Here is a 26,339-nt window from a genome sequence, read left to right as displayed (position 1 = left end):
TGAAATTTGCAAAATCCAATTGAGGTCCTCCATAGATTTAGAAATACGACCGGAGACGGAAGCCGCGCCGGCCACAATCGTGGACGGCACGGTCTTTCGGATCAACAGCGGGAACTACCACGTGCAGACCGAGGAGCATGGGGTGGTGATCTGCAAGCTGCGCGGTAACTTGAAGAAGGAGCTTGTTTACTCCACTTCCGGCAGCCGCGCGAAGCGCGTGGATTCGGCGAAGAAGCGCCGCGACACCGATCCCATCGCGGTCGGCGAGCATGTACGCATCGATCCGGATCTCGCCATGATCGAGGAGATCCTGCCTCGCCGCACCGAGATCGCTCGCGAATCGCCCTCGCAGCGCGGGCAGCATACCCTGGTCGCGAATTTAGACCATCTCTTTGTCGCCTGCGCCGCGAAGGAGCCGCAGCCGGACCCGTGGCTGCTCGACCGGTTTCTCGTGATGGCGGAATCGGCGGATATCACTGCCAGCATCGTCGTCAACAAGATCGACCTCGTGGATAGCGGCGAGGAAGAATCGCTGCGTCTGCGCATGGCCGTCTACGAGCGCGCGGGCTATCGGATCTGGTACGTCAGCGCGCGGGAGAATATTGGGATCGACGATCTGCGCGCGGAGCTGCGCGATAAGATTTCCGCCTTCGCCGGCCCCAGCGGCGTCGGGAAGAGCCGCATGATCAACGCCCTTTGTCCTGGTCTGGACCTGCGGGTGGGCGACATTGGGTATATCACCTACAAAGGCCGGCACACCACGACGAGCGCCGAATTGATTCCATTGGAGGAAGGCAAGGCGGGATGGGTGGCGGACACGCCGGGCTTGCGCCAGCTCGAATTCTGGCAGGTGGACAAAGAAGACATCCAGTACTGCTTCCCCGAATTTAAGCCGTATCTGGGCGAATGCCGCTTTGCGGACTGCCGGCACCTTGATGAACTCGGCTGCGCGATCTGCGCGGCCCGCGATGAAGGAAAGATCGACGAGCGCCGTTATCGAAGCTTCGTCGAATTATCGACCTTATGACACCTGAACTTCGCTGGTTGACGCCGGGCGATGACGCCGCCCATACCGCCTTAATGAACGAAGCGTTCGCGCGCGGACGCCGCCCTGCTACTCTGGACTTCACGGGCGCGCTGCCTGCGGAGAAGCCGCGTTCTCCCCAATTGGGTTTCTTCGAGGCGGGCCGGCTGGTCGCCGCCGCCACATACCATGCGATGCACCTGGGCTGGGGCGGCGGGGTTGAGCTCGCTATGAGCGGCGTCGCGGGCGTCGCCTGCGCCGCCGATTGCCGAGGGCGCGGCTACGTCGCCCGTCTGCTCGCCGAGGGCCTGCGGGATATGCGGGAGCGCCGCCAGCCGCTGAGCGGCCTGTTCCCCTTTGCCTACGCCTTTTACCGCAAGCACGGCTGGGATTGGGTGGGGGAGCAGCGCAGCTACACCGCCGCGCTTTCCATGATCCCCAGCTTTCCCGAAGGCCGCGACACGCGCCGCATGGAAGGCATGGAGGCGCTGGAGACAGTCCGGCCGATTTACGAAGCGTACACGCGGCGTTACCGGGGAATGATCACCCGGAAAGACCCCAATCCGAACTACTGGAGCGGCCTCGATCATCGGGACGGCTACACGACCTACACCTACGTCTACCGTAATCCTGTGACAAGCGCCGACGAAGGATACCTCGTTTTTCGATATCCCGCCGAAGGCGACACAGCGACGCTGCACGAATTCTTCGCGCTGACGCCATCGGCCTATCGCGGACTGCTGTCGATGCTGCACTACTACGGCACCCAGTTGGCGAAGGTCTCCTGGAACGCCCCGCTCGACGACCCATTGGCGCTGTACATTCAAGGCTACGATCTGCAAACGCGTCTGATCCCCCTCTTCATGGGCCGCATCGCCTCCGTCGATCAAGCCCTCACTGCGCTTCAGCCTGCGACGGACCTGACAGGAAGCGTCACGATCGGCGTCACCGACAGTCAGGCCGAATGGAACACCGGCGCTTTCGCCCTCGAGATCGAAGGCGGCGCAGTTTCCGTCAGCCGCACGGACCAAGCGCCAGGCATGTCTTTAGACATCGCGACGCTGTCCCAGGCCTACTGGGGCCAGCCGTCCCTCGACCGCCTCCGCGCCGCCGGCCGGCTGGAGGTTCTGGACGAACCCGCGTATCAGTTACTCGCGGCGCTGCTGCCGCCAGCGACGTGTTTCTTGAAGGATGGGTTTTAGGATTAGGCCCTCGCCCCCCTCCACCCGCAAGCGGGTACCCGGCTCTCCCAATTCTGGGAGAGGGGGAGTCAGAGTTTTTGTTTTGAGGATTTTTGATACTCCTCTTAGCTCTTAACCCTCTCCCAGAATTGGGAGAGGGTGGCCCGAAGGGCCGGGTGAGGGCCACTCTTCCTGACAACTGACAACGACATTATATTCACCACGGAGAATCGACACCAATGGCGTATCAAGCGACGGGCAATGACCCGAGCGACCTCGACATCACTCTCACACGCGGCGATATCACGCTCACCGCGTCCAATCGCGGCGCTTCGCTGCGCACGCTGACGCGGCGGCAGGCCGATGGGACGGATTGGAATGTGATCTGGGGGTATCAGGGCGCGGCGAATAAGCAGGCGGGGCAGGGGGATGTTTTGATTCCGTTCCCCGGCCGGGTCAAGGGCGGGCAGTATACGTTCGACGGCCAGGGCTATCAGCTGCCCAACACCGGCCATGACGCGCCGCATGCGATCCATGGCTTTATGCGCACGCTCGTTTGGGACTACGCCGCGCGCGGCGACTACGGCGTGGTGTTCCGGACTCGCTTGAACGGCGCGGATTACGCCGACAAGGGGTATCCGTTCACGCTGGATGTCGAAATCGCTTATGAACTGACCGACGACGGTCTGATCTGTGACTTCCGGATTGAGAACGCGGGGGAGACAGCGGCGCCGGTGGCCGCCGGCTTCCACCCATACTTCCGGGTGGGTGAAGGATTGATCGACACGGATATCCTTCATGTGCCGATGCATTCGATTCTGGAGTTTGAGGACTTGATCCCGACGGGGAAGGTTCTGCCCGTCGCCGGTACGCCGTTTGACTTTACGACGCCGCGCGCCATCGGCAATCTGGAGATCAACCACTGCTTTGTAGATCCGGACCGGGACGGCGCGGACGGCGTCGTGCGCATCTCCCTGCAATCTCAGACGCGCGGCGTGACGGTCTGGATGGACAAGACGTTCTTCTCGGCGGTCCTCTACAGCGGCGATCCGCTTCCCGAAGGTCTGCGCCGCCACTCGCTCGCGATCGAGCCGATGACCTGCGCCTCCGACGCCTTCAACCACCCGGAATGGGGACTGGCGGCGCTGGATCCCGGCATGAGCCTCACCGGCAGCTGGGGCGTGACCACGCAGATTCGGTAATCGCGGAATTGAGAACGCCTCGGCCTTCGCTGGAAGGCCGAGGCGTTTTGCTGCGTCGGGACGGGCGCTTAGAAGTGGACGCCGACCGAGAGGTTCGCGGTGTCGGAGCGGACGCCGAGCTTGGATCCGCCGATCTGGTACGACGCCTCAATGTACGTCTTGCCGAAATCGACGCCGGCGAGGATCTTGCCGCCCAGGCTCCAGCCGTTCGCCGACTGCGACGAAGTCGTGGTGGTGGTCAGTTGCGAGTTGACGCCGGGCGTGCCGCTGGTGGTCTGGATGGTTCCCGGGTTGCCGCTGCCGGGGTTACCACTGTCACTCGTGGTTGTCGTGGTGGTGGTGCGGCGCTTGACATCCGTGCGGAATGCGCCGATACCCAGGCCCACATACGGGCGGGCGCCGCTGGTGACGACGTCGGTCACAGCGTTGCCGACCGAGATGCGCTCGGTGTAGCTAAAGCCCAGGACATCGACGCGGCCGCCATGGCCGCCGGTGTGGTTGTAATCCACATCGATCGACGGCTTGCCGTGCAGCGTGGACAGCAGGCTCTTGTTGGGAAGGCCGTAGGACAGACCAGCGTGCAGGCCCGCGTCGCCCGCCGCATTGCGGGCGGAGCTATCGGTCAGGTAGCCGACGCCCACCTGAACGGAGATCGGGGGGACGACGCCGTCCGCCGCTTGAGCGGCGGCGGCGCTGAGGACCAGCGTGAGCGGGACCGCGAAGAACGAGGCGATGGTCCAGGGGGTTAATGTGCGTTGAGTTTTCAACCGGAATCTCCTTCGAAATTGTGTGAACTGTGCTGCAGTCGGAAAATAGGCTGGCTGCAGCGCCCCGCCGTCTTACTCGTCTCGGCGCAATTGAAGAACATCGCGCTTTAACAGGAGGCACAGATGGAAACGCACTTTGTCCGGGGGCTGGCCGGTCATGGCGGCCGCTCCCGCGATTGCCGCGCCGAGTTTCATCCACTCGTTTCCCGTCTGAGTCAATCGGTCCATGATGGCGTCGAGGATCGCCGGCTGCGCCAGCGAGAGCGTTTCTTCGTAGAGCTCAAGCGGCTGCGCGCGGGCGGCGACCGATCGGCCGTGCTGCGTCAAACGCACCGAATCGCGGCGATCGTCCAGCGTCGCCGCCGCATAGTGCGAGAACAGGCGGTCATACGGCGTGGGATGGCCAAGGCGATCGGCGTAGGATCGCCGGAGAATGCGGTCCGCATCCGACTCCGATGCGGCGGTTTCCGCCAATTCGTCCCATAAGTCGATCCATCGATCCATGATTTTGGGCAGCGCGAAATCGGATTCGATCCACTCTCGGCCGGCGGCGCCCATCGCGGCGCGTGTTTCCGGGGAGGAGAGCAGCGTCGCCAGGGCGGACGACAAGCGCTCCGTGTCCACCCAAACGCGCTGGGCAGTGAGGAGATACTCGCTCGACTGCGGGATAATTGGCGAAAAGGCGTCCATCGCGTCCAGGCCCGGCATCCACCAGGTTGGGATGGTGAAGCCCGTCTCGCCGTCTCGAATGAGATCGCGCATTCCGTCCCACTCCGAGACGATGCACGGCAGGCCCGAGGCCATGGCTTCCAGCATCGTAATGCCCAGCGTCTCCTGAACGGTGTCGCCGGGGAAGACGAAGATGTCCGAGGCGCCGTAGTAACGGGGGCGCATCGAGGGCTCGACGCGTGGGTGGACGATCAGCCGCTCGCCCAGTCCGAGCGACTTTCCAAATTCCAAAAGCTTCGCGCCGTATCCAGCGGGATATTCGGTCCCGGCGATGAGGAGGATATCGTCCGGACCGGCTGCGGCGGCGAACGCGCGGATCAGGGGAAGCAGGTCCGCCTTGCCGTGCGCCGTGACGCGTCCCGCATACAGCGCGATCCGGGCTCCGGGCGGCAGGTCCAGCGCGCGCCGCGCGGCGTCTTTTTCCGCCGCATCGTGGGGATGGAAGAGATCGGGATCGACGCCGCGCGGAACCAGATCCAGCCGGCATGGCGGCCGCGCGCCGGGCGCGCTCAGAAAATCAGAAAAGATCCGTTCGAGCGCTTTGAGAGCCATCGTGCTCAAACTGAGCATGCTGTCGAAGGCCACGGGCGGCGCGGCGGCGAACCGCGCGAGCGGGCCCCACAGGGTATGATGACCGTAGCCGTGCGTGTCGCAGGCGATGGGGGTCGGCCCGGCGGCGAACCGGTCGCGCAGATACCGGTCCCGCGCCATCCAGCTAGGGTCCATGCACCAGTGGATGCGCGGCTTGCCGTCGGCCCAGATGTCCCTCAGAGCGTGCATGGGGTAGAAGCTCAAGCGCCCCTGGCCGCGCAGGGCGGGCGGCAGGACCTGCTGCGCGGCGAGCGCCATCTGATCGGCGCGCGCCATTGCGGCGGGCGCGAGAAACACTTCCAGCGCCTCGACGCGATTGTGGGAAGCGATGCGCCGCAAAAGATCGACGGTCGCGAGGTTGGCGCCGTGAAGGGGAAGGTTTGAGAGTTCGGGATCGAAGAGATCCAGCGTCTCCAGCAGAACACTGACGCGATGACGCATGGCTGGTTTCTTCGGCTGAGAAGGAATTTCAGAACGAGGCGAGAATGCCCGGCTGCTTGGGTATTGTAACATATTGCCGTGACCGACGTCAATCGCCAGGCATACACGATAAGGCGTTTGTCCGGTATTATACACAGGGATGCAAATCGAATGCCATGTCCGGCGACGAGACGAAACCATTTCGTCACATTGGCGGCCCACAATAGAGCCTTATGACGATGTTGCGCGGCGAATAACGAATAAAGGAGATAAAAGCGTGACGAACGCGGATGAAAAGATCGTGATGGTGGATGACGGAAGCCAGAGCCTTCCAGAAGACATTTATATTTGTGAGGAGCGCTGGAGCGCCGAACGCCCGCACACGCTGGTGATCGCATGTTCCGACGGGCGTCTGCAAACCAGCATCGACCGATTTCTCTTCCATCATCTCGGAATTGAAAACTACGACCGGCTTTATGCGCCCGGCGGTCCGGGGGCGCTGGCGAGCGGCGGGTTCGAGTACATGCGCGCCGACGCCTTCCGGCAGCAGTTCCTTTTCCTGCTGCTCGCCCATGAAACGGAGCAGGTGATCTTCATCGCGCACGGCTCCGCCGACGACAGCACCAAGGGAGCCGTCTGCGCGCACTACCACCGGATCATGCCCCGGGCGACGGCGGCGGAGATCAAGCAAAAGCAGCGCGAGGATGTCGCCACGATCATCCGCGACGCCGGTCCGGCGCTATTGCACGTCAAAGTCCGCGCTTACCGCGCAGAGGTCATGGAAGACCTGCGTGTCCAATACGTGGATATCGCTCCGGAAGCGTAGTCCATCGCGTAAGAAAGAGCCGCCTCGGAAATCCGAGGCGGCTCCTTTATTTTTGGTCTCAATGAGCTCCGGCAGGCGCGGGAGCATTGTTCGCCTGCGCGCCGGCGTGCTGGCCCGCCGCCGTTCCTTCATGCTGGCGCAATTCCGCCATGTGCTGATCCATATCGAACTTCTTGTATGGGATCGGGGGACGCGCGGCGGGATCGCTTGCGCGAAAGAAGTAAATCATCACGCCTATGACCGCGATGATGGCGGCGACGCCAATCCCCAGCATGCGTTTCGAAGCTGTATCTTCGTTCATCGTATTCGCCTTTGATATTCTTTCCTTATCGATCGGTCTGTCGCCTGCGCCGGCTGTCCGCGCCGCAGATTATGGATAAGGCTTAGAAACTCGTCTCCCACCAGCGCCCCCAGAATTCCTGCATCTTTCCGCCCTTGGTGGTGTTCGGCAGGTCCCCAGGGTTGTAATAAACATTTTCACAGGCTCCGTAAGACGTATCGCCGCCGATATACTGGTCCAGATTGATTGCTTTCGCGTGGCCGTCCGCGAAGACGACGGGCGTGAAGTTGCGATGGTAAGTTTTCGCGCCTGCATAGATGCGGTTGTACTGCCACATCCAATCCGTAGTGTCTTTCAAATTCGAGACATTGGGGCACGAGGATCGCTGGCCGTCAAACCAATGCATGGACTGGAAGTCGTTGTTGACGCCGACGGGATCGCCTTGCGCGATAAAGGCCGCGCGTGTGGATGGACTTTGAAACCCGCCGTCCAAACGAGTATCGGTCTCATTCTGCCACTTGGACGCGTAGCCGTAACGATTGATGGCGAGCGTCGTGCTCCATGCCCACTGACCGTAAGGATCGATCTGCACATAGGGAACGGTGCGCTGCGCGTCAAAACAGACACTCGTGGACTTTATATACGGCTGGAGAATCACTCCCCACGCATACCATGGCGGCGACTGCATCTGCATGGGGACATTGACGCCGTCGTAGTCCTGTGTGTACTGCACGGCCGCCAGGCCGATCTGCTTGAGATTGGATAGTGTGGCGATATCTCGCGCCTTGGCCCGCGCCGAAGCGAAAACGGGGAAGAGAATGGATGCTAATATCGCTATTATTGCGATAACAACGAGTAACTCGATAAGAGTAAATCCTTGCGATGGCAAGGAAGATCGGGATGAGCTTTTCATGCAATTTCTCCAGTCTTACGGATGATTGACGACAAAGTGCGATTTTATTCGTATTAAATCGCAAATCAGGCATATGAAACATTGTTTCTCATAGTATCGAGTTTACCATAAGATTCACGGTTTTATGCATGCAAGCGCGAGAAATCGGTCTGTTTGGAAAATTATTTTCCGTCACGAAATATTCGTAATTAAGACGTATGGCCGCCAGACGCGTTCGCCACGCAAAACAAAGCCCCTGGTCTCGGAGGTGATCGAGATCAGGGGCAATCGAATGGGAGAGCAAGCGGCGGGCGGCGTTAGTATTTCTTCAGGATTCTGCCGGCGCCGATCGGTTCGATGTCTTTTTTGTCGCGGTCCATGGCGAGCTGGCTCAGCGTCACGAACTTGTAGCCGCGCGCGCGGGCTTCGTTGATGAGCTGGGGCAGGATGTCGAGCGTCTCCGGGATACCATCATGAAGAAGAAGGATCGCGCCGTTTTCGAGACGGTCGAGGGAGCGCTGGAGGATCACGTCGCTGGGGATGCGCGCCCAGTCGCCGGGATCGTCGGTCCACAGGGCGGTGACGTAACCACGCCGGCTGGCGGCGCTCAGCACGGTTTGATTGTAGTCGCCGCCGGGAGGGCGGATGAAGCGCACGGAGGATCCGGTCACGTTCTTGATCGCGCGGTCGCAGCGGTCCATTTCGTACTCGACCAGATCGGGCGTCAGCTCCGTCAGATTGACATGGTCGTAGGTGTGATCGCCGACTTCGTGGCCCTCGATCACTTCGAGCTGCACCAGGGTGGGGAACTTCTCCACCTGCTTGCCGACCACGAAAAATGTGGCGGGGGTGTGCAGCTGCTTCAGGATCTTGAGGAGCTTGAGCGTGTAGACGGCGTGCGGGCCGTCGTCAAACGTCAGCGCGATCTCTTTTCGATTCAGATTGCCGCGAATGATCTTGTTGAACCGATAGCCTTTGGACTTTTCGTAAGTGTCCTTCGCCAGCAGCTCGACCTGGGATTGCGGGATTTCGCCGGATCCGAGAAACGCGGTCGGCGTGTTCCTGCGGATGCGCTCGACGGCGGTCGGCGTATCGTCGGCGCGGCCGGGGCGCGTCATCGGCTGAAGTTTTTCACGGAATGAAAGCGGGCGCTTGCCGGCGGCGTGGGCGGGCGCAACGACAGCGGCGATCGTCACCAACGGGACAATCGACGTCCAGAAAGATTTTGTGCTCATGGGTCTCGTGGGATAGAAATTCAAGTTTACGCAACGCGTCCTTAGCGCCTTGCGTATTTTGCAACACTGCAAAGTAATATGGCGTTATTATAGGCGAAAAAGTTCCCGGGCGCAAGCGCTGCTTGCTTCGCGCCGTTTAGGATCCGCGCGATGGAGGCTCCTCGGATGATGGGTCGGCGGGAGCCGTTTGCATCTTTCTCTGTGTCTTATACCACAAGAGTATTTGTGTCCGGAACGAATCTTTTTCGGATGCTGTTGGAAACAGATGCAGTTGCGTCCCAGCCGGGGCGCTGGGAAGGTAAGTTATTTGGCATTATTAGACGATCTGCCCGACGCCGTGCGCGCTTCGCTGGTCGGGGTGAGAGATGGGGAGGAGCTGGTCGATGGGACGCGGCTTTCGCTGGCGGGAGACATCGGCCGGGATGGGAGCTTTGGCGAGCGCTGGCTGATCGCGGATCGCCGCGCGGTGTATGTCGCGACGGTGGGGAAGGGCGGGGGCGTAACCCGCGATCTGGAGCTGGCGCTGTCTCAGATCCGCGAAGTGCGCATCGATACGCTGGTGGGCAGCGGCGCGCTGATTGTCGAAACGAATTCGGGCGCCACGATCGAGGCGCTGCGCTTCTCCGCCGCCCTGGCGCCCAAGTTCGGCGTCGCGGCGCGCGCGCTGGAGGCGATGGCGAAGGACGAGGAGCCGCCGGAGACATCTGCGGCGGATGTAGAGCGCAAGGTCTGCCCCAAGTGTGGCGATCCGCTTCCCGACGACACCAATGTCTGCGTCAAGTGCGTCGATAAGCGCGCGGTGCTGCGCCGGCTTCTGAGCTATGCGTTCCCGTTCCGGATGCAGTGCATCCTCATTGCGGTGCTGATGCTGGCCGGAACGGCGGTGGGCGTTGTGCCGCCGATTTTCCAGCAGCGCCTCACCGACGAAGTCCTCGTGCCGCACAAGCACTTCGGCTGGATCGGCGGCATTGTCCTGGGCCTGATTTTGGTGAGCGTGCTCTCGCGGGCGCTGACGATCTGGCGCGGCCGCCTCGCGGCCTGGATCTCCAACCGGATGGTCTATGTGCTGCGTACGCAGGCGTACAACCGTCTCCAGGACCTTTCGCTCGGCTACTACGATAAGCGGCAGACCGGATCCCTGCTCGCGCGCGTCACGCAGGACGTCAACGAGCTGCAAAATTTCATGGTCGATGGGATCCAGTTCTTTCTCGTCAACTCCCTGACCATTGTCGGCATCCTCGTGATCATGTTCCGGTATAACTGGCTGCTGACGCTGCTGGTGCTGATCCCCGTGCCGATCACGGTCTATCTGGTCAACGCCACATGGAAGCGCCTGCGCGGCCGTCTCGTGCGTCTCTACTACCTGCGCAGCAATCTGTCGGCGTCGCTGACTTCCGTGCTCTCCGGCGTGCGCGTCGTGAAAGCCTTCGCGCAGGAAGAACGCGAAAAGGATCAGTTCGAGGACCGATCGGCCAAACTGCGCGACGCGACGTCGTATTACGATATGGGCGTCGCCACATACTTCCCGATGATCGAGTTCGTGACGACGCTCGGCGTTTATATCATCTGGCTGATCGGCGGGCGCGAGGTGTTCGGCAATCTGAGCAACAAGCCGTCCGAGGGCATGACCCTCGGCGTCCTCGGCATGTTTCTCTCGTATACCGCGATGCTGCTGGGGCCATTGCAGGGCATGACGCGTATCGCGGACTGGCTGTCCCGCTCGACGGCCAGCGCCGAGCGCGTCTTTGAAGTCATCGACGCCGAACCCGACATCCAGAGCGCCGAGGACGCCGTGCGCATGCCGCGCATCGAGGGCCATGTCGAGCTGCGCAGCGTTCGGTTTTCCTACGACAAGAACCAGCCGGTGCTCGACGGCGTTTCGATCGATGTGAAGGCGGGGGAGATGATCGGCCTGGTCGGCCATTCCGGCGCCGGCAAGTCCACGATCATCAATCTGCTCTCGCGGTTCTACGATGTCAAGGAAGGCGCCATTTTGATCGACGGCGTCGATATCCGCAAGATCGATCTGGGCGACCTGCGGCGGCAGATCGGCGTGGTGCTTCAGGAGCCGTATCTGTTCCCTGGGTCGATTGCGGACAACATCAAGTACGCGCATCCCGACGCCGGTCCTGAGGAGATCATGCAGGCGGCCAAGGCGGCGAACGCGCATGAGTTCATTATGCGCTTCCCGGATGGCTACGATACTTTTGTCGGCGAGCGCGGAGCGCGCCTCTCCGGCGGCGAGCGCCAGCGGATCTCCATCGCCCGCGCGATCCTGCACGATCCGCGCATCTTGATCCTCGACGAAGCCACGGCCTCAGTCGATACGCAGACCGAGAAGAAGATTCAGGACGCCATCGCCCGGCTCGTCGCCGGCCGCACCACCTTCGCCATCGCTCACCGTCTGTCCACGCTGCGTAACGCCGATCGCCTGATGGTGATCGAGCGCGGCAAGCTGGTCGAGCTTGGCACGCACGACGAACTGCTCGCCAAGCCCGACGGCGTATTCCGCAAGCTGGTCGATCTTCAGCGAGAGGTAAACCAGATCAATGAACTTTGAACCCACAATCCCAAACAGCGAAACGACCGAAGAGCGCAACCCCTTCGCGATCCGTTTTCTCGAACCGTCGCAAGTGCGCCTTTTCCACAGCGATCCCAGCGACGCTGCGATCCGCCTGACTCTGGAAGGCGAACTCTCCTGGCGCTCCGTCCGGATCGCCCGCGCCTTCCCATTCTCGGACCCCGAAGCCTACATCGGCCTTCGTGATGAAGAAGACGAAGATATTGGGATCGTCCGAGACCTGAAATCCCTGGACGCCGAATCCCGCGCCGTCGCGACGGCCGCTCTGGACCGCCGCTACTTTACGCCCAAAGTCCTCAAGGTCCACAGCGTCTCCGAAAAGTCCGGCTCCGCCACTTTCGACGTCGAAACCGACCGCGGCCCCGTACGGTTTGTCGTCCGCAGCCTGCGCGACAATTCGTTCTCGATGGGACCCAATCGTCTGATGCTGGTGGACAGCGAGGGCGGCCGGTACGAGTTTCCGGATATCACGGCGTATGGGGGCAAGGCTTACTACGTGCTGTCGAAGGTGATGTGAGAAGCCCCCTCCCCTCAACTCGCTGACGCTCGTTTGTCCCTATTTCTGGCTTTGCCCCGGCAAACCCACCCCGGCGCTTCGGCCGCCCCCGGGCAAACCCACCCCGGCGCTTCGCGCCACCCCTCCCGCCGACGGGAAGGGTTATTTCAGAGTGTGTTATCGCAGGCGGCTTTCGTCAGAAGCAATCCTACCAACCCTTCCCGTCGGCGGGAGGGGTGGCGCGAAGCGCCGGGGTGGGTTTGCCCGGGGGCGGCCGAAGCGCCGGGGTGGGTTTGCCCCCGGAGCAGGCCGGGATAAGGCAACGTCCCGTTATCGGGATCCCGATGTGAGATGGCTCGCCTCCGCCGTACCCGTCACCTTCAGCATTCCATGCTCCACGGTCGCGCTGGTCACGGACAGCGGGATCTTCACTTCGCTCAGATCCAGAACCGGGTTCAATCGGTCCAGCGCGACGTTCAACAGCGCGGCGGGGAGCGGGACGACGCCGAGGTGGGCGCCGTCGGCGTGGAAATCGAGTTTGCTCGCGGCGCCCGGGTGGGGCGAGAGGCCGCCGCTGAGGCGGGCGGTGGTGCGCAGGCCGAGGACGGAGACGGGGACGGAGGCTTCCATGTCATTTTCGCGCAGGGTGACTTGCAGGCCGGAGTCCGCGCCTTTGGTTTGCGCGAGATGGCGGTTGAGGCTGGCCTGGCCGAGCGACGCCTGGAAGCCGAGGCCGCCGATGTTTTGCAGCGTCTTCGATTGTGTGTCGAAGGAAAGGTCAGAGGCGTCGAGGTTCAGACTGTCCATCGTGAGCGACGGCGTGAGCTGGACTTGCGTTCCGGCGATCTGGACGCGTTTGGCGCGGCCTCGGGACAGGGCGAAGGCGTCGCCGGTGACGTGGACATCGTAGGATTGCGCGGGGCCGAGAATTCGCGGCAGCGCGCCGGTGATCTTGCGCTCCGCGATATGCTGGGGTGAGACGCTGGCGCATCCCGCAAGGCAGGATGCGCCGCAAAAGAGCGCCAGGGCCGCGAGGCGGCTACTTGGCGAGCGGAATGTGGTGTTCGGGTGCTTTGGGATCATAATCGGCGGAGACGACCAGGCTGTCTTTTCCCAATGATTGTACCAGAGAAAACGGCAGCGAAGGGCGTCCGTGCAGGGCGTTGTCGATCACGCCGGTTGCGACGCTGAACGCCGTGACCTGGCGCGTGTCGGTGTCGATCAGGACATCCGAGACCTTACCCACGACCGTTCCGTTGGTCGTCAGCACCGCCCGATCCTCAATCTCGCCGGCGCGCACCGCGCGGGCTTCTTCGGTCAGCGTTCCATTGGGAACCAGCGCCTCACGGTCGGCGATCACCACGGCGTCCGGCCCGATGCTGGAGATCTGCGCCGCCGACAGCAGGCTTGGCTTGGAAAATAGCCCGCCGACATCCACCAGCAGCGCTTCCAGATCGCCGGTCGTCGGGGCAAAGAACAGGTCGTCCACGCGTCCCAGGCGCTCGCCGTTGTCAAGCGTCACGACTGCGGTTCCGCGCAGGCTGTGTCCGGATCGTATCGTCATTGGGTGTCCTCTTTCCAAAATCGTCTCTGAAAAAGAAGTACCCGGGGATCTGGGCGGCTTAAACGGCGGGCGGCGCGGCGACAATGCGCAGCAGCGTGACTTCCGGAGGGCAGAACAGTCGCATCTGCGGTCCCATCACGCCGACGCCGCGTGTGGTGTAGACGGGGTGATGCGGTCCTTGCTTGAGCCCTTCGGGATAGCTGCTCGCCATTGTGGGAGTGTGGATGGGGCCAAAGCCGGGCAGACGGATCTGGCCGCCGTGTGAGTGGCCGGAGACCTGAAGAGTCAGTCCGAGCGGCCCGACGCCGTCGGCGATGTCCGGCTCGTGGACCATCAGGAACCGGAACGCGCCGTCGGGAACGCGGCGCATCGCCTGCGGCCAATTCGCGGCGCCGGCGATGATGTCGTCTACGCCGATGATGTAGGCGTTGGGAACGGTCGGGATCGGCAAGGACGTGTTGCGCAGGATATGAATCCCTACGCGCTCAATCCCTTCTGTGACGGCGTCGGCGTGCGCGTTCTTCCAGTCGTGGTTGCCCAGCACCCCGTACACGCCGCCCGGCGCCTGGGTGAGCGGGCGCAGCGCCTCCGCGCACGGGGAGATCCAGCTGTCGGCCTGATGGCCGGAGACAAAGTCGCCCGGCAGGAACACGATATCCGGCTTCATCGCCATCAGCATCGCCACCGCCCGCTGGGTGCGCGCGACCGCACGCGGCCGGTCGCAATGAAAGTCGCTCAGGACGCCGATACGCCAGTCTTCGTACGCCGCCGGCCAGCCCGGCGCGCGGATGATGGTCTCCGAAGGCGTCAGCCTTTCTTCCTCCACCGCATGCCCGTACGCCGCCGTGGCGCCGCTGGTGACGCCCGCCAGGACGATCCCCGCCAGAAACCGCCGCCGCGCCGGAGATTTCGGCTGCGCTTGCGCCGCTGTGGCTGCCTTCTCGTCGATCATCTCAAGCGGTCTCGCTTCCCGACGTAATCTTCAATATGGTCACTTCGGGCGGACAGAACAGCCGGTACGGCGGCCCGATCGTTCCAATCCCACGCGAGGTATAGACACGGTGATTCTTCGCCTGCTGGAGGCCCTCGGGATATCGACGCCCCATCACCGGGGTTTGAATCGGCGGCAGCCCTGGAACGCGGATCTGGCCGCCGTGCGAGTGTCCCGAGATCTGAAGCGCGAACCCCGGCCCGAGCTGGTCGGCGTAATCGGGTTCGTGGGCCAGCAAAATCTTGATGTCTCCCGGCGGAACGCCGCGCACGGCCCGCTCCGGCTGGGCGCCGCCGCAAAGCGGATCGTCCACGCCGACGATGTGGCAGCCCGGAACACCCGGAAAGGGCGCGGACGCGTTTTTCAGAATATGAACGCCCGCCGCCTCCAGCTTGCGCGGAATCCAGCGCCGGCCGCCGCACCACCAATCATGATTCCCCAGGACTCCGTACGCGCCGCCGGGAACGGCGGTCAGCGGCGCCAGCGCTTCCACGCATGAATCGATCCATCGGTCGGCGTGCCTGCCGGAGACGAAATCGCCGGTCAAAAACACGATGTCCGGTTTCTGCGCGAGCATCATCCGCACGGCGCGCCGCGTGCGCGCGAGCGCCCCGGGATGATCGCAATGAAAATCGCTGAGCTGTCCGATCCGATACGGCGGGCGGCTGCTCGGCCATCCGGGAATCGCGATGTCCGTTTCCTCGACGACAAGGTCATCGGCTTCATGCCGATGACCCCACAGATCCAGCCCCGCCCCCGCGACAACGGCGCCGCTCGCCAGTAGAAAGCGCCGGCGCGAGAGATTGCGTGGAGAGGATGGACGTTTGTTCGTGGATTTGCTGTCGCTTGGTTGGCTCATGATGATGTGTTCACCATAGCCTACGACGACGGAGCGGGGTTTTGTTCCGGGACGAGGCGCGGCCCTCACCCGGCCCTTCGGGCCACCCTCTCCCAAAGGTCTGGGCGAGGGTTAAGAGTAGGATTTGGATCTTTGATCCAAAAAACTTAAACTCTGACTCCCCCTCTCCCAATTTTGGGAGAGGGGGCCGGGGGGTGAGGGCCAATCCTCTACTTTTGCGCGGGGATGCGCTCGGCGAGGCCGACGTCGATGTACTGGCCGCCGCCGGTTTGATGGCAGTGGACCGCGAGGATGTTGTCGGCGCCGGGTTTAATCGCCTGCTTGGCTTCCTTGCTCAGCGGGCGGTATTCGTACGCGCCGATGTAGCCGGGAGACGAGTAGGCGGCGACGCCGTTGATGTAGACATCGATATCTTCATCGTGGTAGTCGCGGATCACGAGCTGGTTGATTTGTTCGGCGGTCAGCGGGCCGGGGTTGAAGGTGCGGCGAAGCCAGATGTCGCCGGTGCTCCAGGTCGTGCCGAGGCCGCCGATGCCGGGAGTGCCGGCCGTGCCGAAGCCGCCGGGAGCCGCGGTCCACGCCGCGTCGTCAAATGCCGTTTGGAACCAGCCGGCGGCGGGAGCGGCCGTCGTGTACTTCCAGGTCTGGCTCGTCTTCTCCGACGTGGGGAGCACTTCCTGATATGTCGGAACCGGGTACTGGAAGTGATTGGCCTTGGCGATCTCCGCCGGATCGCACTTGTAAGTCCGATCGTAGGTCATCAGGCCGTTCAGCTCGGTTTCGACGTCGGTGATCTGGGTGTAGACCGCCGCGCTCAAGCCCTTTTCGTCACGGAATGTTTTGAGCATGCCGGCGAACTGTCCGTACAGCTCCTCAAGATCCTTGCCGTCATGGACGTTTGTGTAGCCGCCGCCGGAAGCTTCCCAGGTGTGGCCCTTGACGAACAGGCCGATGCCGCCGTATTCGCCGCACGCCAGCGCCTGATTTTCGCGCGGGTCTGGGCAGGCGGGCGGGGGATAGCTGTGCACGTCCCGCACGTCGCCGGAATCGAAGTAGCCGCCGCCGCTGGCTTCGTTGACCAGGCGCGATGGATCGAGCGTCTTCACCAGCCCGACGAGGCGCGGAGTGTCGTACTGGCCCTGGCCCTCATTGAAGGTGTCCCACATGATGATCGATGGGGAGTTCCAATGGGTCTTGACCATATCCAGCAGCTCCTTCTCGTACTCCGGCTTGTCCATCGGCTGCGGCTTATCCGTGTAAGAGTTGGCGGACGGCATGTCCTGCCAGACCAGCAGGCCGAGGTGGTCGGTCCAGTAGTACCAGCGCGCCGGCTCGACTTTGATATGCTTGCGGACCATATTGAAGCCGAGTTTTTTCATCGATTCGATGTCGGACTTCAAGGCGGCTTCGGTCGGCTGCGTGTAAATGCCGTCCGGCCAGAAGCCTTGATCGAGCGGGCCGATCTCGAAGAGGAACTTGTTGTTCAGGAACATCTTCTTGACGCCCTTCTCTTCCCCGATGGAGATCTTGCGCATGCCGAAGTAACTGCTGACCTGATCGATCGCTTCCTTGCCCTGCGTCACCTTGACATCCAGATCGTAGAGGAAGGGGCTATCCGGCGACCATAACTTCGCGTTCGCGATCGGAATGGAAATCTGTTCGTTCGGAGCGCCTTCGATCGTTTTGACGACCGAGCGGCCGTCCTTCACGGTCACCACGACCCGGGTATCGGGCGTCGGGTCCGCGACATTGACCGTGACGTTCGCCGCGCCGGCGTCCACGTCCGGGACGATCTTCAGATCGGCGATCGACGTCTTTGCGATCGGCTCCAGCCAGACCGACTGCCAGATACCCGTTGTGGGCGTATACATGATGCCGCCGGCATGCAGGGTCTGCTTGCCGCGCGGTTCTCCGGCGTCATCGGTGGCGTCGAAGGCGCGGACGATCAGCTCCTGCGGTCCGTCGCCCGTGAGATAGGGGGTGACATCGTAGTGGAAGGGCAGATACCCGCCCTTATGGACGCCGACGCTCTTGCCATTGATATAGACTTCGGATTCAAAATCCACCGCGCCGAAGTTCAGCACCACCTGCTTGCCCTTCCAATCGGAGGGCACGGTGAAACTGCGGCGGTACCACAATCGGTCGTGATGCTCCATCACGCCCGAAAGCGCGGACTCCACGGGATAGGGCACCAGGATTTCACTGGACAGCTTTTTGCCCGCCGGAACCGTGTCGCCTTCGGCGCCGCTCTGATATTCCCAGATCCCGTTGAGGTTGAGCCACTTTGTGCGGACCATCTGCGGGCGCGGGTAATCGGGCCATGGGTTTTTAGGATCGACCTGACTGGCCCACTTGGTCATGATGGGCGCCTTCTTGGGCGCCCAGGCGTGCGCGCCGCCATGCGCGCACAAGGACAATGCGCCGGCCAGCAGGAGCGAGCGTGATAGTTTCGTCTGAATAAGCAAGAGTCTCTCCTCTTTTCGCGGTGTTTTCTTCCGTGGAGCCTTCGAAGAAAACCTAAGGATTCCACGGCGATGGGGAAGCTATACTGGAATGAGAGTATATCAGAACAATGAGAAGGACGCAAGAGGGAGGCTGGAAACATTTGCGAACGGATCGATGGTTTGGGCGCCATCGATCCGCAAGACGTCTCACGGAAATTGGCCGGGCGCGGGGTTTACGCGGCGGCGTTGCCTTCACCGGCTACGGGGGCCGGCGCGGCATCGGGCGCGGCGAGGCCATGGTAGTTCGCGACAGCAAAGAGCAGGGCGCAAGTCATGACGATCCCGGCGCACCAGTATGGCGACTGCATGCCCTGGTGGCGGTACAGCCAGCCGGCGGCGGCGGGGCCGGTGGCGCGTGCGAGGCTGTCGAAGGAGGCGCTGAGACCCAGCGACGCCCCCTGGGAGTGCGCGGATGTCTTGCGCGAGATCAGCGCGCGCAGGGCGGGGGAGTTCAGGCCGTTCCCGCAGGCGATCGGGATCATCGGGCCGATCATCAGCAGTCCCAGCGAATTGCAGAATGGGAAGATCAGGAATCCCGCCGCCATCAGCGCGATGCCGGCGATCACCAGTCGTGGCTCGCCATAACGCTTGACCAGCGGACGGATCGCGCCGCCCTGGATCAGGACGATCAAGAATCCCAGATACGCATAGACGCCGCCCTGAACTTTGAGCGAGCTGTTCTTTGTGTAACCGAAGTGCTGCATCAAATACGCCGAAAACGTTCCCTCTAGGTTAGCAAAGGCGAAGGTGACGGCGAAAGTGAGGATATAAAGGAAGCCCAGCGGCCCAAAGACGGCGCGGCCCATCATGGCGAGGCGGCTTGTCTTCACGGCGGCGCTCGGCGCGGGGGCGCGCTCGCGGGACGGCTCCGGCAGATACTTCCAAATATACAGCAGATTCGCGAACGCCAGTCCCGCCGAGACGAACAGCGGCAGCGCGAGGCTTACGGCGCCCAGCGGACCGCCCAGCGCGGGGCCGAAGACGAAGCCGACGCCGAACGAAGCGCCGATCATGCCCAGGCCCGCCGCGCGGTGCTCCGGCGGCGTGACATCGGCGGCGTACGCCTGCGCGATTGCGAGCGTCGCGGAGGAAAAAATACCGGCCAAAATTCGGGCGGCGAACAGCATCGTCAGTGAGTGCGACAGCCCAAACATGGTGTAAAATACAACATCGCCGGCGAGCGAGAGCATCAATAACGGCTTGCGGCCGATCTTATCGGAGAGGCGTCCCCAGATCGGCGCGAATACGAACTGCATCAGCGCGTAGACCGCCGTCAGCCATCCTCCATACTCGCCGATGCGCGGATCCGCGGCGCTCACGCCCGGTCCCAGCGCTTCCTTGATGAAGTACGGAACCAGCGGAATGATGATGCTGAAGCCGAGCACATTGATGATGACGGCGATCGCGAGCAGCCCCAGCTTGGTGTGCATCTCGCGGTACTCGGGCGAGCTGGGTTTCTTCGCGGGCTTCGCGTCGGTCTTGGTGGGGGCAGATTTGTCTTTGCCGGGACGCATGCGTTCTGATTACTCCGTCGTGCAAAATTTCGTCCTTAGTATACCAGATTCCCCGGAGGCGCATGCCCGGGCGCCGCGCGGGATCCGTCACGATATTTTTGGCGAATTCCCGGCAAGAACGCCTGCTTGGCAGGGAATTTGCAGTGTAATTCATACAATTATCAGATATGGTCTTATCTTTCTAAAGGAACTGCAATGAGCGAATACAATCCGTTTGAGGATTCCATGCCCGGCAAGGGGCTCCATGAAATCAATAACGCGCCCAAGGAGCCGGCGGCGTCGCCGACCGCCGCCGCGCCTCCCATCAATCCGCCTTACACGCCGCCGGTCAATCCGCCGTACGAGCCTTACGTTCCTACCGCCGCCGCTCCCGAGGCGTATCAGCCGACGCAGGCCGCGCAGGGGATGGTTCCGCCGGGCGCCTCTCTGCATTACGCCGCTGGCCAAAGTGCGGGCGCCTACGCCGGCGCGCCCGCCGTCCGTTACGACCTCGCAGGGAACCCGCTGCCGCCCGAACCCGTATCCGCGGCTCCGCAGGCGCCGTACGCTCCGCCGCAATCGCCCTACGGAGCTCCGCCTCCGCCCTATGGTTACGCCGGCGCGCCGGCGTATGGAGCGCCGCAGGCGCCCTATGGCGGCCCTCAGGCTCCTTACGGAGCGCCGCAGGGCGCATGGCCTCCTCCGCCTGGGGGAAGTGGGTCGGCGCTGTTTGGGATGCAGGAGTCGAACACTTCGGGGCAGCAGGATACCGTGCCGCCAGAAATCGCGCGCCTGCATTGGAACTGGGGCGCGTACTTCCTTCCGATCCTCTGGTGCCGCTGGCATGGCCTGACCACGCTGGCCGGCGTCCTCGCGGGCACGTCCCTCTGCCTGCGCCTGCTTCGGATTATGCCGTCGCCGCTGCATCCGGTGTTCTACGCGATCTATGGGCTGTTCTGGCTTGCCGTAAGCATCTATATGGGGTTCAACGGACATAAGATGGCGTGGAGGAACCGCCGGTATTTTGGCGGCGTGGAAGAGCACCTCAAAGTGCAGCGCGCCTGGCTGCTGGGCGGCCTTCTGGCCGGCCCGGTCCTCTGGATCGCGGCCGTGATTTTCCTGGCGAGCGTGCTTCTCGCCTCCCGGTCGGCGGCGCCGTCGTACACGCCGTCCAGTTACAACAGCCCCGCCGGCGGCGAATATGGCGACGATTCGTCCACAACGCCTCCGGCCGCGCCGGGCTACTCCGGGGGAACGGCGCCGTCCGATCCGTCCTACAATGGGCCGGCCCAGGGCGCGCCGTCCGTCGCTCCGACGGATGGCGCTCCGGGCGCCGCTCCCGTAACTCCCGTGGATCCGCCGGCCCCCGTCGGTTTCCATCCGAATTGATCGGCGCTGCTGAGCGGCCATCGCCTGTCTCGTTCGCTGTAAGAAAGTAAGGTTCGATGCCGCCCTACGACCCGCTCGGTAATTTTGTCGCCGAGCCGCCCGCGCCTCTTCCGCCGAGGGTTTGGCCGCCGCCGCCGACATCCGAAACACCGCCGCCCGAGGAAATCAACACCTCGGGCGAGGACGGCGACATTCCGGACGAGGTGGCGGCGCTGAAGTGGAGCTGGGGGGCGTTCTTTTTTCCGTTCCTCTGGTCGATCAATCACAGGCTCATCTTTCTGGGCCTGCTGGGTTTGGTTCTCGGCTCCCTCTACTGGTTTTTCCATGTCTACGGGGGCGTCATATTTCTGACCTACGCCGCCTGTCTTGCGATTAAAGGCAATGAGCTGGCGTGGCGTCGCCGGCGGTTTGAGGGCGGTCTCGCTCAGTTCTTCGAAGTCCAGCGCGTCTGGATGCGCTGCGGGTTTCTCGTCTGGGCTCTCGCGATCAGCTTCACCTGTTTGATGCTCTTCGTCGCGGCGCGGCAGCGCGCTTACAACCGCCAATACTATCAGCAGTACTACCAAAACGGCGGTCACGCCGTCGAGCTGCGCCACAGTCAAAAAACTTTTCTCACCTTTTGACATTTCTCGGCCCAATATGCTATACTAGCGGGTCAATCTTTTGTACGATCACACAGCGGGAGTGTCACTCATATGGCGAAAGTATGTGCATACAGTGGGCGTAAGGCCCAGGCGGGACGCTGGACGCGGCACCCGCACTCGGGAGCTTGGGCTCATCGCGCGCCGCAGAAGGCGCGGCGTTTCGAAGTCAATCTGCAGTCGGTAACGATCAATACTCCGTCCGGCAAAAAGAAGATCAAGGTTGCGGCGCGCATGCTCACATCGCGCAACTTCCAGGCGATCATGGCCGGCACGAAGCCCGTTCCGAAGCATCTGCTGTAAATCCTCCGGGGTTTCATTACACGAAAAGCCGCCGCCGAGTCGAAAGACTTGGCGGCGGCTTTTTTAGGTTTGGGAAGGCCCTCGCCCGGCGCTCCGCGCCACCCTCTCCCAATTCTGGGAGAGGGGGAGTCAGAGGAATTCTTTATTTGGAATCTTTGATCCAAATCTTACTCCTAACCCTCTCCCAATTTTGGGAGAGGGTGGCGCGGAGCGCCGGGTGAGGGCCTTCCGGTTCTAAACCCCGGCCTCCTGCCCCTTGCGGTCGCGTTTGCGCTGGGATGGGCGGCGGCGCCAGTCGGCGGGGAGGAGCTGTTCGAGGGAGTCGTCGATGGTGACGATGCCCTGGAGGACATTGTCTTCGTCCACGACCGGCAGGGCGAGCATTTTGTAGCGCTCGAAGGTGTGCGCGATTTCCTCGTGGTCGGCGTCGATGCGGACGCTGCGGACTTTGGTGATCATAAAGTCCGCGACGACCGCGTCGGCGCGCGCGACAATGAGGTCGCGCAGGGAGATCACTCCGACGAGGTGTTCGTCGTGGTCGATTACATAGACGTAGTAGATCGTTTCGGCCTCGGGTTCGAGGGCGCGCAGGGTATCGATCGTCTGCTGCGCGGTGAAGTCCGCTTTGATCGCCACATACTCGTTGGTCATCATGCCGCCGGCGGTGCCGTCGCGGTACTCCAGCAGCTCCTCGACCTCTTCACGGTCCTCGGCGTCCATGCGCCCGAGCAGCTCGTCGCGATGCGCCTTGTCCATGTCGCCCAGCACGTCCGCCGCTTCGTCGGCGGGCATCTCTTCCAGAATGTCGGCCGCGCGCTCTTCGTCCAGGTTCCGCAGCGCGGAGACCTGCACGGCGTCGTCCATTTCGGAAAGGGCGATGGCGGCGGTTTCGAGATCGAGGGTTTCGAGGACTTCCTTGCGGTGGGCGGGATCGAGCTGATTGAGGACATCGGCGATATCGGCGGGGTGGAGCTTGGAGAGTTTTTCGTGCGAGACCTTGAGCTTGAGCGGCTCGCCCGCGTTATGAGTGGGCAGCGATTCCACATCGTTCCAAGAGATAAAGTGTTCGTCGGCCGCCGGCAAGTGTAACAGCTTGCCCAGGCCGCTCACGGCCGCCTCCAGCCCCAGGCGTCTGAGCACGCCTCGCACGCCGGGGTCGACTCCTAGAAGGGCCAGGCGGCCATCCTTGAGGCGTTCCAGGCGTATGTCGTTGACGCGGACGACCCGGTAATCGTGAACGTCGACGATCTGCTTATCCAGCACGTCGCGCACGAGCGAAAAGTCATGCTCGCCGATCATATACGGCGGGATCTGCGTAATGGGGCGGGCGAGTCGAAACTCGCGCCCATTGGATACGGCGTCGATCATATCCGCCGGCACGAACATCGCGCCGTCCTCCGTGCGCACCTGGAGCGCGGAGATGATCGGAAGCGGCTCGCTCGGGCTGACGATCGCCTCGGCGATTTTGCCGAAACGCTCTCCGCTCTGGTCGAGAACGATCTTGCCAAGGATTTGCGTGAGATATTCCATCTGGTGCTGGAATTATACCAAGGGGTGGGGGAGATGTCAAACAAAAGAAAGCGCGCGGGAGATGTTCCCGCGCGCCGGCCGTATTGGAAAAATATAATTAATGCTAGTTGTTGCGGCCAAGGATGCGGTTGATGAAACCGCCGGACTTTGCGGGCTGCGGCGCGCTCTTGGGCGCGGCGGGCGGCGGCGTCGCGGACGACGGAGCCGGAGCGGCGGTGAGACGCGAGAGTTTGGACTGGATCATCGGGCTGGCGCCGTATTGGAGCGCCTTGCGATAGGTTTCGATGGCGCGCTGCGGATCGCCCTGCTGCGCGTAGACATCGCCGAGAAGGCCGAGGGCCTTGGCGTTGTCGGGCTGCATGCCGAGGATCGTTTCGCAGATCGAGCGAGCGTCCTTGGCTTTTCCGCCCATCATCGCCATTTCGGCTTCACCCAGCAGACGCTGGACTTCGGCTTCCATTTGCGGCGAGATCGGAGCCTGCGCGGGACGAGCGGCCTGCGGCGGAGGCGCGGCCGTGGCGGCTTGCGGCTGAGTCGTCGCCTGAACGCCCGAGGTCGACCCGGCGGGCATGCCGCGCTCCGGAACGAGGGTGGCGTCATACTGCGAACGGCGCTCGGTGTCGCCAAGCACGCGGTAAGCCTGATTGATCTGCGCGAAGATACGCTGGCCCAGGACTTTATCCTGTGTCAGGTCCGGGTGGAATTTCTTCGCCAGCTCCCGATATTTATTTTTAATCTCCGAAGTGGAGGCGCTTGGCGGCAGCCCCAGAACTTCGTAATAATTTCGTTGCAGGTTCACTGCAGTGATTCTCCCATATTTATGCTGCGGATCTTAAATAGATAAATGCATTGTCCCGCGTCCGCGGTCTCAAATCCCCGTCTGCTTTACCTGATTTGGGGAGACTGTGTCCCTCCTTTCGATCATCGCATCGTTTCATCGTATTACCCATGAGAACGATGCTGTTAACCTTACTTATCCATGTCGTTCATGATCCCGCTTAAGGGACCATAAAGGCCGGTATAGAATTTTATTACGATCAACAGAATCCGAATGCCGACGGCAATCGTCGTGATGACCCCGAGAGAAACGCTGATCTGATGGAGACGAACTGCCGCTTCGGCTTCGTAATAGCTCGCCATCTTATCCATCATTTGGTCGAGATTGCCGGATTCCTCGCCCGTGCCCAGCATCGACAAAACGATTGGCGGAAAAATTCCGGTCATTCCAAGCGCTTGTGTGATCCCCTCGCCGCTTTCAATCCTCGGAATGGCGGTTGCGATGCGCCTGCCTAAGTACGTATTGCCACAGCCATCAACCGCATATTGCAGCGCGCGTATGATGTTGACGCCTGCCGCGTAAAGCGAAGCCAATGTTCGGCAAAATCGCGCGAAAGACAGCATCCGAACCGCGCCGCCGATCGCCGGAATGACCGAGAGCACCGCATCATAAGCAAGGCGAAAGCCCGAGGCCAGGCGGCACATCACATAGATGGCGGCAATCACACCGATGGTCTGGAGCATCGGTAGGATTGCATCCTCGTAGTAGAGTTCCGGATGCCCCATAACCAGATCCACGAGCGGCGGAAGCAAAAACATGCCGGTAAGATTGATGCAGGGCAGAAACATTTCGCGCTTGATCATGCTGCGAAGGTTATGTTCCTGTTCCAGCCAATCTGCGAGACGCCCGAACATAATGTCCAGGCTGCCGGTTGCTTCTCCAGTAATCACGGCGGCGCGCTGATAATCGGGAAATATCCACGGATATTCCGCCATCGCCGCGCTCAGCGGCTCGCCGGCGCTAATACGGCGCTCCATGGTTCGAAGACATTTTCGAAGGATGCTGTTTGGTATCTGCAGCGCAATCGTCGACACGGTATGCTGCAGATTGAGACCTGCATTTGTCAGCGTCGCAAGCTGCCGATACAATAGCGCCATGTCGCGAAGCGACACGCCAGTCCAGACTGGATAAACGAATTTGGTCAGCAGCCACTTGCCAGGAGACAGGACCGGCGGTGGTCCCAGCGATTGCTCCATGAAACGAGTGTCCATGCGCAGGCCGCTTCCGGTTTCCATGGCGACCGCGCCGCCGGCCGCGCTGGCTGCGGGGCCGCTTGCGGTCAGCCGCATCAGGAAGTAGCCTTCCGACTGGACGTGGCGCGCCGCGCCGCGCTCGTCGGGCGCTTCAATCGTTCCGCTGACCCGCTTGCCCTGCGAGTCCTTGGCTTCATAAGAATACAGCATGCGTATTTATATACGAAAAGTATCGGTCAGTTCGCCCGTCGCCCCGCTGATTCCTCTTTTCATGACGAATTCGGAGCAGCAAATGTTCCAACTATTTTTACCGATTTTTTATCGGGTAGTTCCGAGGCGATTTGGACCGCGCTTTTCGTGTCTCCCGGGATCCTGAGATCTGGCGCGATCTCCGCCAGCGGCGTCATCACGAAGGCTCGCTCATGCATGCGCGGGTGGGGCGCGGTGATAAGAGGCGTCTCGATCTGGCGCGCGCCGTAGAGCAGCACGTCGATATCAATAACGCGCGGACCCCATCGCTTGGTTCGCACGCGTCCGAGTTTTTTTTCGACGCCCAGCATGGCCGTCATCAGCGCGTCCGGATCCAGCGCGGTTTCGATCTGGACGACGGCGTTCAGAAAGTCCGGCTGGTCGAGCACGCCGACGGGCGCGGTCCGGTACAGCGACGATGCTTGAATTAATTGTATCTTCGGGTGCTTCGCGAGTTCTCTCAAGGCCTGGGAGAGAGATTTTTGTGGATCGCCGACATTGGCGCCCAGGCCCAAATACGCCGTCACCCATTCCTCGAAAGGAGATTCGGGTGTGGACACG

24 protein-coding genes and 1 pseudogene are annotated in these 26,339 nt (G+C 62.2%); 9 read left to right on the top strand and 16 right to left on the bottom strand.

The genetic code is table 11. The annotated features are described in order from the left end of the window. Nucleotides 1-19: 19 nt before the first annotated feature. From rsgA to D5261_RS29645, 3 genes are all read left to right on the top strand, one after another. A complete protein-coding gene (gene rsgA, locus D5261_RS29655; RefSeq protein WP_125206126.1) occupies nucleotides 20-1,027 on the top strand; it encodes a ribosome small subunit-dependent GTPase A in 1,008 nt (335 codons plus the stop codon). Further along, nucleotides 1,024-2,226 carry a GNAT family N-acetyltransferase gene (locus D5261_RS29650; protein WP_119322851.1) on the top strand — a complete coding sequence of 401 codons (1,203 nt, stop codon included), beginning with the start codon at nucleotides 1,024-1,026 and terminating at the stop codon, nucleotides 2,224-2,226. The genes rsgA and D5261_RS29650 overlap by 4 nt, the downstream gene beginning before the upstream one ends. A 218-nt stretch (nucleotides 2,227-2,444) precedes the next feature. After that, nucleotides 2,445-3,407: an aldose 1-epimerase gene (locus D5261_RS29645; RefSeq protein WP_119322852.1), complete on the top strand. Its 963-nt coding sequence runs from the start codon at nucleotides 2,445-2,447 to the stop codon at nucleotides 3,405-3,407. Nucleotides 3,408-3,475: 68 nt separating this feature from the next. On the opposite strand, the gene D5261_RS29640 is transcribed toward D5261_RS29645, so the two are convergent. Further along, nucleotides 3,476-4,174 (bottom strand): hypothetical protein, encoded by a 699-nt coding sequence (locus D5261_RS29640; protein WP_119322853.1) that lies wholly within the window; start codon nucleotides 4,172-4,174, stop codon nucleotides 3,476-3,478. A gap of 72 nt (nucleotides 4,175-4,246) precedes the next feature. Beyond that, the gene (locus tag D5261_RS29635; protein ID WP_165864388.1) at nucleotides 4,247-5,935 is read right to left on the bottom strand and encodes a glycosyltransferase family 4 protein; all 1,689 of its coding nucleotides are present in this window, start codon (nucleotides 5,933-5,935) and stop codon (nucleotides 4,247-4,249) included. A 256-nt stretch (nucleotides 5,936-6,191) separates the two neighbouring features. Between D5261_RS29635 and D5261_RS29630 the strand changes: the two genes are divergently transcribed. After that, on the top strand, nucleotides 6,192-6,740 hold the full coding sequence (locus D5261_RS29630; RefSeq protein WP_119322855.1) for a hypothetical protein: 549 nt from the start codon (nucleotides 6,192-6,194) through the stop codon (nucleotides 6,738-6,740). A gap of 58 nt (nucleotides 6,741-6,798) precedes the next feature. Here D5261_RS29630 and D5261_RS29625 read toward each other — a convergent pair whose 3' ends face one another. The 3 genes from D5261_RS29625 to D5261_RS29615 all read right to left on the bottom strand — a co-directional run bounded on the left by D5261_RS29625 (nucleotide 6,799) and on the right by D5261_RS29615 (nucleotide 9,147). Further along, on the bottom strand, nucleotides 6,799-7,041 hold the full coding sequence (locus D5261_RS29625; RefSeq protein ID WP_119322856.1) for a hypothetical protein: 243 nt from the start codon (nucleotides 7,039-7,041) through the stop codon (nucleotides 6,799-6,801). Nucleotides 7,042-7,123: 82 nt separating this feature from the next. Then, the gene (locus D5261_RS29620) at nucleotides 7,124-7,933 is read right to left on the bottom strand and encodes a prepilin-type N-terminal cleavage/methylation domain-containing protein (RefSeq protein ID WP_119322857.1); all 810 of its coding nucleotides are present in this window, start codon (nucleotides 7,931-7,933) and stop codon (nucleotides 7,124-7,126) included. Between the two features lie 296 nt (nucleotides 7,934-8,229). Continuing rightward, nucleotides 8,230-9,147, bottom strand: a complete 918-nt coding sequence (locus tag D5261_RS29615) for a polysaccharide deacetylase family protein (RefSeq protein ID WP_119322858.1) — start codon at nucleotides 9,145-9,147, stop codon at nucleotides 8,230-8,232. Nucleotides 9,148-9,454: 307 nt separating this feature from the next. Here D5261_RS29615 and D5261_RS29610 point away from each other — a divergent pair, with 307 nt between their 5' ends. Together D5261_RS29610 and D5261_RS29605 are read left to right on the top strand one after the other, a co-directional pair. Further along, a complete protein-coding gene (locus tag D5261_RS29610) occupies nucleotides 9,455-11,707 on the top strand; it encodes an ABC transporter transmembrane domain-containing protein (protein WP_165864389.1) in 2,253 nt (750 codons plus the stop codon). After that, a complete protein-coding gene (locus tag D5261_RS29605) occupies nucleotides 11,697-12,245 on the top strand; it encodes a DUF1854 domain-containing protein (protein WP_119322860.1) in 549 nt (182 codons plus the stop codon). Before D5261_RS29610 ends, D5261_RS29605 begins: the two co-directional genes overlap by 11 nt. Before the next feature lie 309 nt (nucleotides 12,246-12,554). On the opposite strand, the gene D5261_RS29600 is transcribed toward D5261_RS29605, so the two are convergent. The 6 genes from D5261_RS29600 to D5261_RS29575 all read right to left on the bottom strand — a co-directional run bounded on the left by D5261_RS29600 (nucleotide 12,555) and on the right by D5261_RS29575 (nucleotide 19,656). Next, on the bottom strand, nucleotides 12,555-13,307 hold the full coding sequence (locus tag D5261_RS29600) for an LmeA family phospholipid-binding protein (protein WP_119322861.1): 753 nt from the start codon (nucleotides 13,305-13,307) through the stop codon (nucleotides 12,555-12,557). Continuing rightward, complete coding sequence (locus D5261_RS29595; RefSeq protein ID WP_119322862.1) at nucleotides 13,264-13,788, bottom strand: PRC-barrel domain-containing protein; 525 nt, start codon at nucleotides 13,786-13,788, stop codon at nucleotides 13,264-13,266. The genes D5261_RS29600 and D5261_RS29595 overlap by 44 nt, the downstream gene beginning before the upstream one ends. A 58-nt stretch (nucleotides 13,789-13,846) precedes the next feature. Further along, nucleotides 13,847-14,740: a metallophosphoesterase gene (locus D5261_RS29590; protein WP_119322863.1), complete on the bottom strand. Its 894-nt coding sequence runs from the start codon at nucleotides 14,738-14,740 to the stop codon at nucleotides 13,847-13,849. Nucleotide 14,741: 1 nt separating this feature from the next. After that, on the bottom strand, nucleotides 14,742-15,638 hold the full coding sequence (locus D5261_RS29585) for a metallophosphoesterase (RefSeq protein WP_119322864.1): 897 nt from the start codon (nucleotides 15,636-15,638) through the stop codon (nucleotides 14,742-14,744). Nucleotides 15,639-15,847: 209 nt separating this feature from the next. Beyond that, nucleotides 15,848-18,103 carry a glycoside hydrolase family 2 protein gene (locus tag D5261_RS29580; protein ID WP_218025671.1) on the bottom strand — a complete coding sequence of 752 codons (2,256 nt, stop codon included), beginning with the start codon at nucleotides 18,101-18,103 and terminating at the stop codon, nucleotides 15,848-15,850. A 212-nt stretch (nucleotides 18,104-18,315) separates the two neighbouring features. Then, nucleotides 18,316-19,656: an MFS transporter gene (locus D5261_RS29575; protein WP_119322865.1), complete on the bottom strand. Its 1,341-nt coding sequence runs from the start codon at nucleotides 19,654-19,656 to the stop codon at nucleotides 18,316-18,318. Nucleotides 19,657-19,851: 195 nt separating this feature from the next. On the opposite strand from D5261_RS29575, the gene D5261_RS29570 reads away from it, so the two are divergent. The 3 genes from D5261_RS29570 to D5261_RS29560 all read left to right on the top strand — a co-directional run bounded on the left by D5261_RS29570 (nucleotide 19,852) and on the right by D5261_RS29560 (nucleotide 21,968). Continuing rightward, nucleotides 19,852-21,024: an MARVEL domain-containing protein gene (locus tag D5261_RS29570; RefSeq protein ID WP_119322866.1), complete on the top strand. Its 1,173-nt coding sequence runs from the start codon at nucleotides 19,852-19,854 to the stop codon at nucleotides 21,022-21,024. A 56-nt stretch (nucleotides 21,025-21,080) separates the two neighbouring features. After that, nucleotides 21,081-21,647, top strand: coding sequence for a hypothetical protein (locus D5261_RS29565; protein WP_119322867.1), 567 nt, complete (start codon nucleotides 21,081-21,083; stop codon nucleotides 21,645-21,647). A 72-nt stretch (nucleotides 21,648-21,719) separates the two neighbouring features. Continuing rightward, nucleotides 21,720-21,968, top strand: a complete 249-nt coding sequence (locus D5261_RS29560; protein WP_119322868.1) for a large ribosomal subunit protein bL28 — start codon at nucleotides 21,720-21,722, stop codon at nucleotides 21,966-21,968. Between the two features lie 234 nt (nucleotides 21,969-22,202). Here the strand turns inward: D5261_RS29560 and D5261_RS29555 are convergent, their stop codons facing one another. The 5 genes and pseudogenes from D5261_RS29555 to folK form a co-directional block, all read right to left on the bottom strand. Further along, nucleotides 22,203-23,498: a magnesium transporter gene (locus tag D5261_RS29555; protein WP_119322869.1), complete on the bottom strand. Its 1,296-nt coding sequence runs from the start codon at nucleotides 23,496-23,498 to the stop codon at nucleotides 22,203-22,205. 103 nt (nucleotides 23,499-23,601) lie between these two features. After that, nucleotides 23,602-24,297, bottom strand: coding sequence for a J domain-containing protein (locus D5261_RS29550; protein WP_119322870.1), 696 nt, complete (start codon nucleotides 24,295-24,297; stop codon nucleotides 23,602-23,604). Between the two features lie 170 nt (nucleotides 24,298-24,467). Further along, nucleotides 24,468-25,625: a type II secretion system F family protein gene (locus D5261_RS29545; RefSeq protein WP_165864390.1), complete on the bottom strand. Its 1,158-nt coding sequence runs from the start codon at nucleotides 25,623-25,625 to the stop codon at nucleotides 24,468-24,470. Between the two features lie 3 nt (nucleotides 25,626-25,628). After that, a pseudogene (locus D5261_RS33705) lies at nucleotides 25,629-25,739 on the bottom strand (hypothetical protein); the annotation flags it as partial. Between the two features lie 59 nt (nucleotides 25,740-25,798). Continuing rightward, nucleotides 25,799-26,338, bottom strand: a complete 540-nt coding sequence (folK, locus tag D5261_RS29540) for a 2-amino-4-hydroxy-6-hydroxymethyldihydropteridine diphosphokinase (RefSeq protein WP_218025672.1) — start codon at nucleotides 26,336-26,338, stop codon at nucleotides 25,799-25,801. Nucleotide 26,339 lies beyond the last annotated feature (1 nt).

Source organism: Capsulimonas corticalis, assembly GCF_003574315.2.
GTDB lineage: Bacteria > Armatimonadota > Armatimonadia > Armatimonadales > Capsulimonadaceae > Capsulimonas > Capsulimonas corticalis.
This window is presented reverse-complemented; position numbering and strand designations above follow the sequence as displayed.

Excerpts from the sequence above, each read along its gene's own strand:
- D5261_RS29585 (WP_119322864.1), bottom strand. The coding sequence starts at position 15,638 with ATGAGCCAACCAAGCGACAGCAAATCCACGAACAAACGTCCATCCTCT.
- D5261_RS29650 (WP_119322851.1), top strand. The coding sequence starts at position 1,024 with ATGACACCTGAACTTCGCTGGTTGACGCCGGGCGATGACGCCGCCCAT.
- D5261_RS29570 (WP_119322866.1), top strand. The coding sequence starts at position 19,852 with ATGAGCGAATACAATCCGTTTGAGGATTCCATGCCCGGCAAGGGGCTC.
- D5261_RS29635 (WP_165864388.1), bottom strand. The coding sequence starts at position 5,935 with ATGCGTCATCGCGTCAGTGTTCTGCTGGAGACGCTGGATCTCTTCGAT.
- D5261_RS29575 (WP_119322865.1), bottom strand. The coding sequence starts at position 19,656 with ATGCGTCCCGGCAAAGACAAATCTGCCCCCACCAAGACCGACGCGAAG.
- D5261_RS29545 (WP_165864390.1), bottom strand. The coding sequence starts at position 25,625 with ATGCGGCTGACCGCAAGCGGCCCCGCAGCCAGCGCGGCCGGCGGCGCG.
- D5261_RS29590 (WP_119322863.1), bottom strand. The coding sequence starts at position 14,740 with ATGATCGACGAGAAGGCAGCCACAGCGGCGCAAGCGCAGCCGAAATCT.
- D5261_RS29625 (WP_119322856.1), bottom strand. The coding sequence starts at position 7,041 with ATGAACGAAGATACAGCTTCGAAACGCATGCTGGGGATTGGCGTCGCC.
- D5261_RS29620 (WP_119322857.1), bottom strand. The coding sequence starts at position 7,933 with ATGAAAAGCTCATCCCGATCTTCCTTGCCATCGCAAGGATTTACTCTT.
- D5261_RS29555 (WP_119322869.1), bottom strand. The coding sequence starts at position 23,498 with ATGGAATATCTCACGCAAATCCTTGGCAAGATCGTTCTCGACCAGAGC.
- D5261_RS29615 (WP_119322858.1), bottom strand. The coding sequence starts at position 9,147 with ATGAGCACAAAATCTTTCTGGACGTCGATTGTCCCGTTGGTGACGATC.
- D5261_RS29595 (WP_119322862.1), bottom strand. The coding sequence starts at position 13,788 with ATGACGATACGATCCGGACACAGCCTGCGCGGAACCGCAGTCGTGACG.
- D5261_RS29605 (WP_119322860.1), top strand. The coding sequence starts at position 11,697 with ATGAACTTTGAACCCACAATCCCAAACAGCGAAACGACCGAAGAGCGC.
- D5261_RS29645 (WP_119322852.1), top strand. The coding sequence starts at position 2,445 with ATGGCGTATCAAGCGACGGGCAATGACCCGAGCGACCTCGACATCACT.
- D5261_RS29600 (WP_119322861.1), bottom strand. The coding sequence starts at position 13,307 with ATGATCCCAAAGCACCCGAACACCACATTCCGCTCGCCAAGTAGCCGC.
- D5261_RS29565 (WP_119322867.1), top strand. The coding sequence starts at position 21,081 with ATGCCGCCCTACGACCCGCTCGGTAATTTTGTCGCCGAGCCGCCCGCG.
- D5261_RS29560 (WP_119322868.1), top strand. The coding sequence starts at position 21,720 with ATGGCGAAAGTATGTGCATACAGTGGGCGTAAGGCCCAGGCGGGACGC.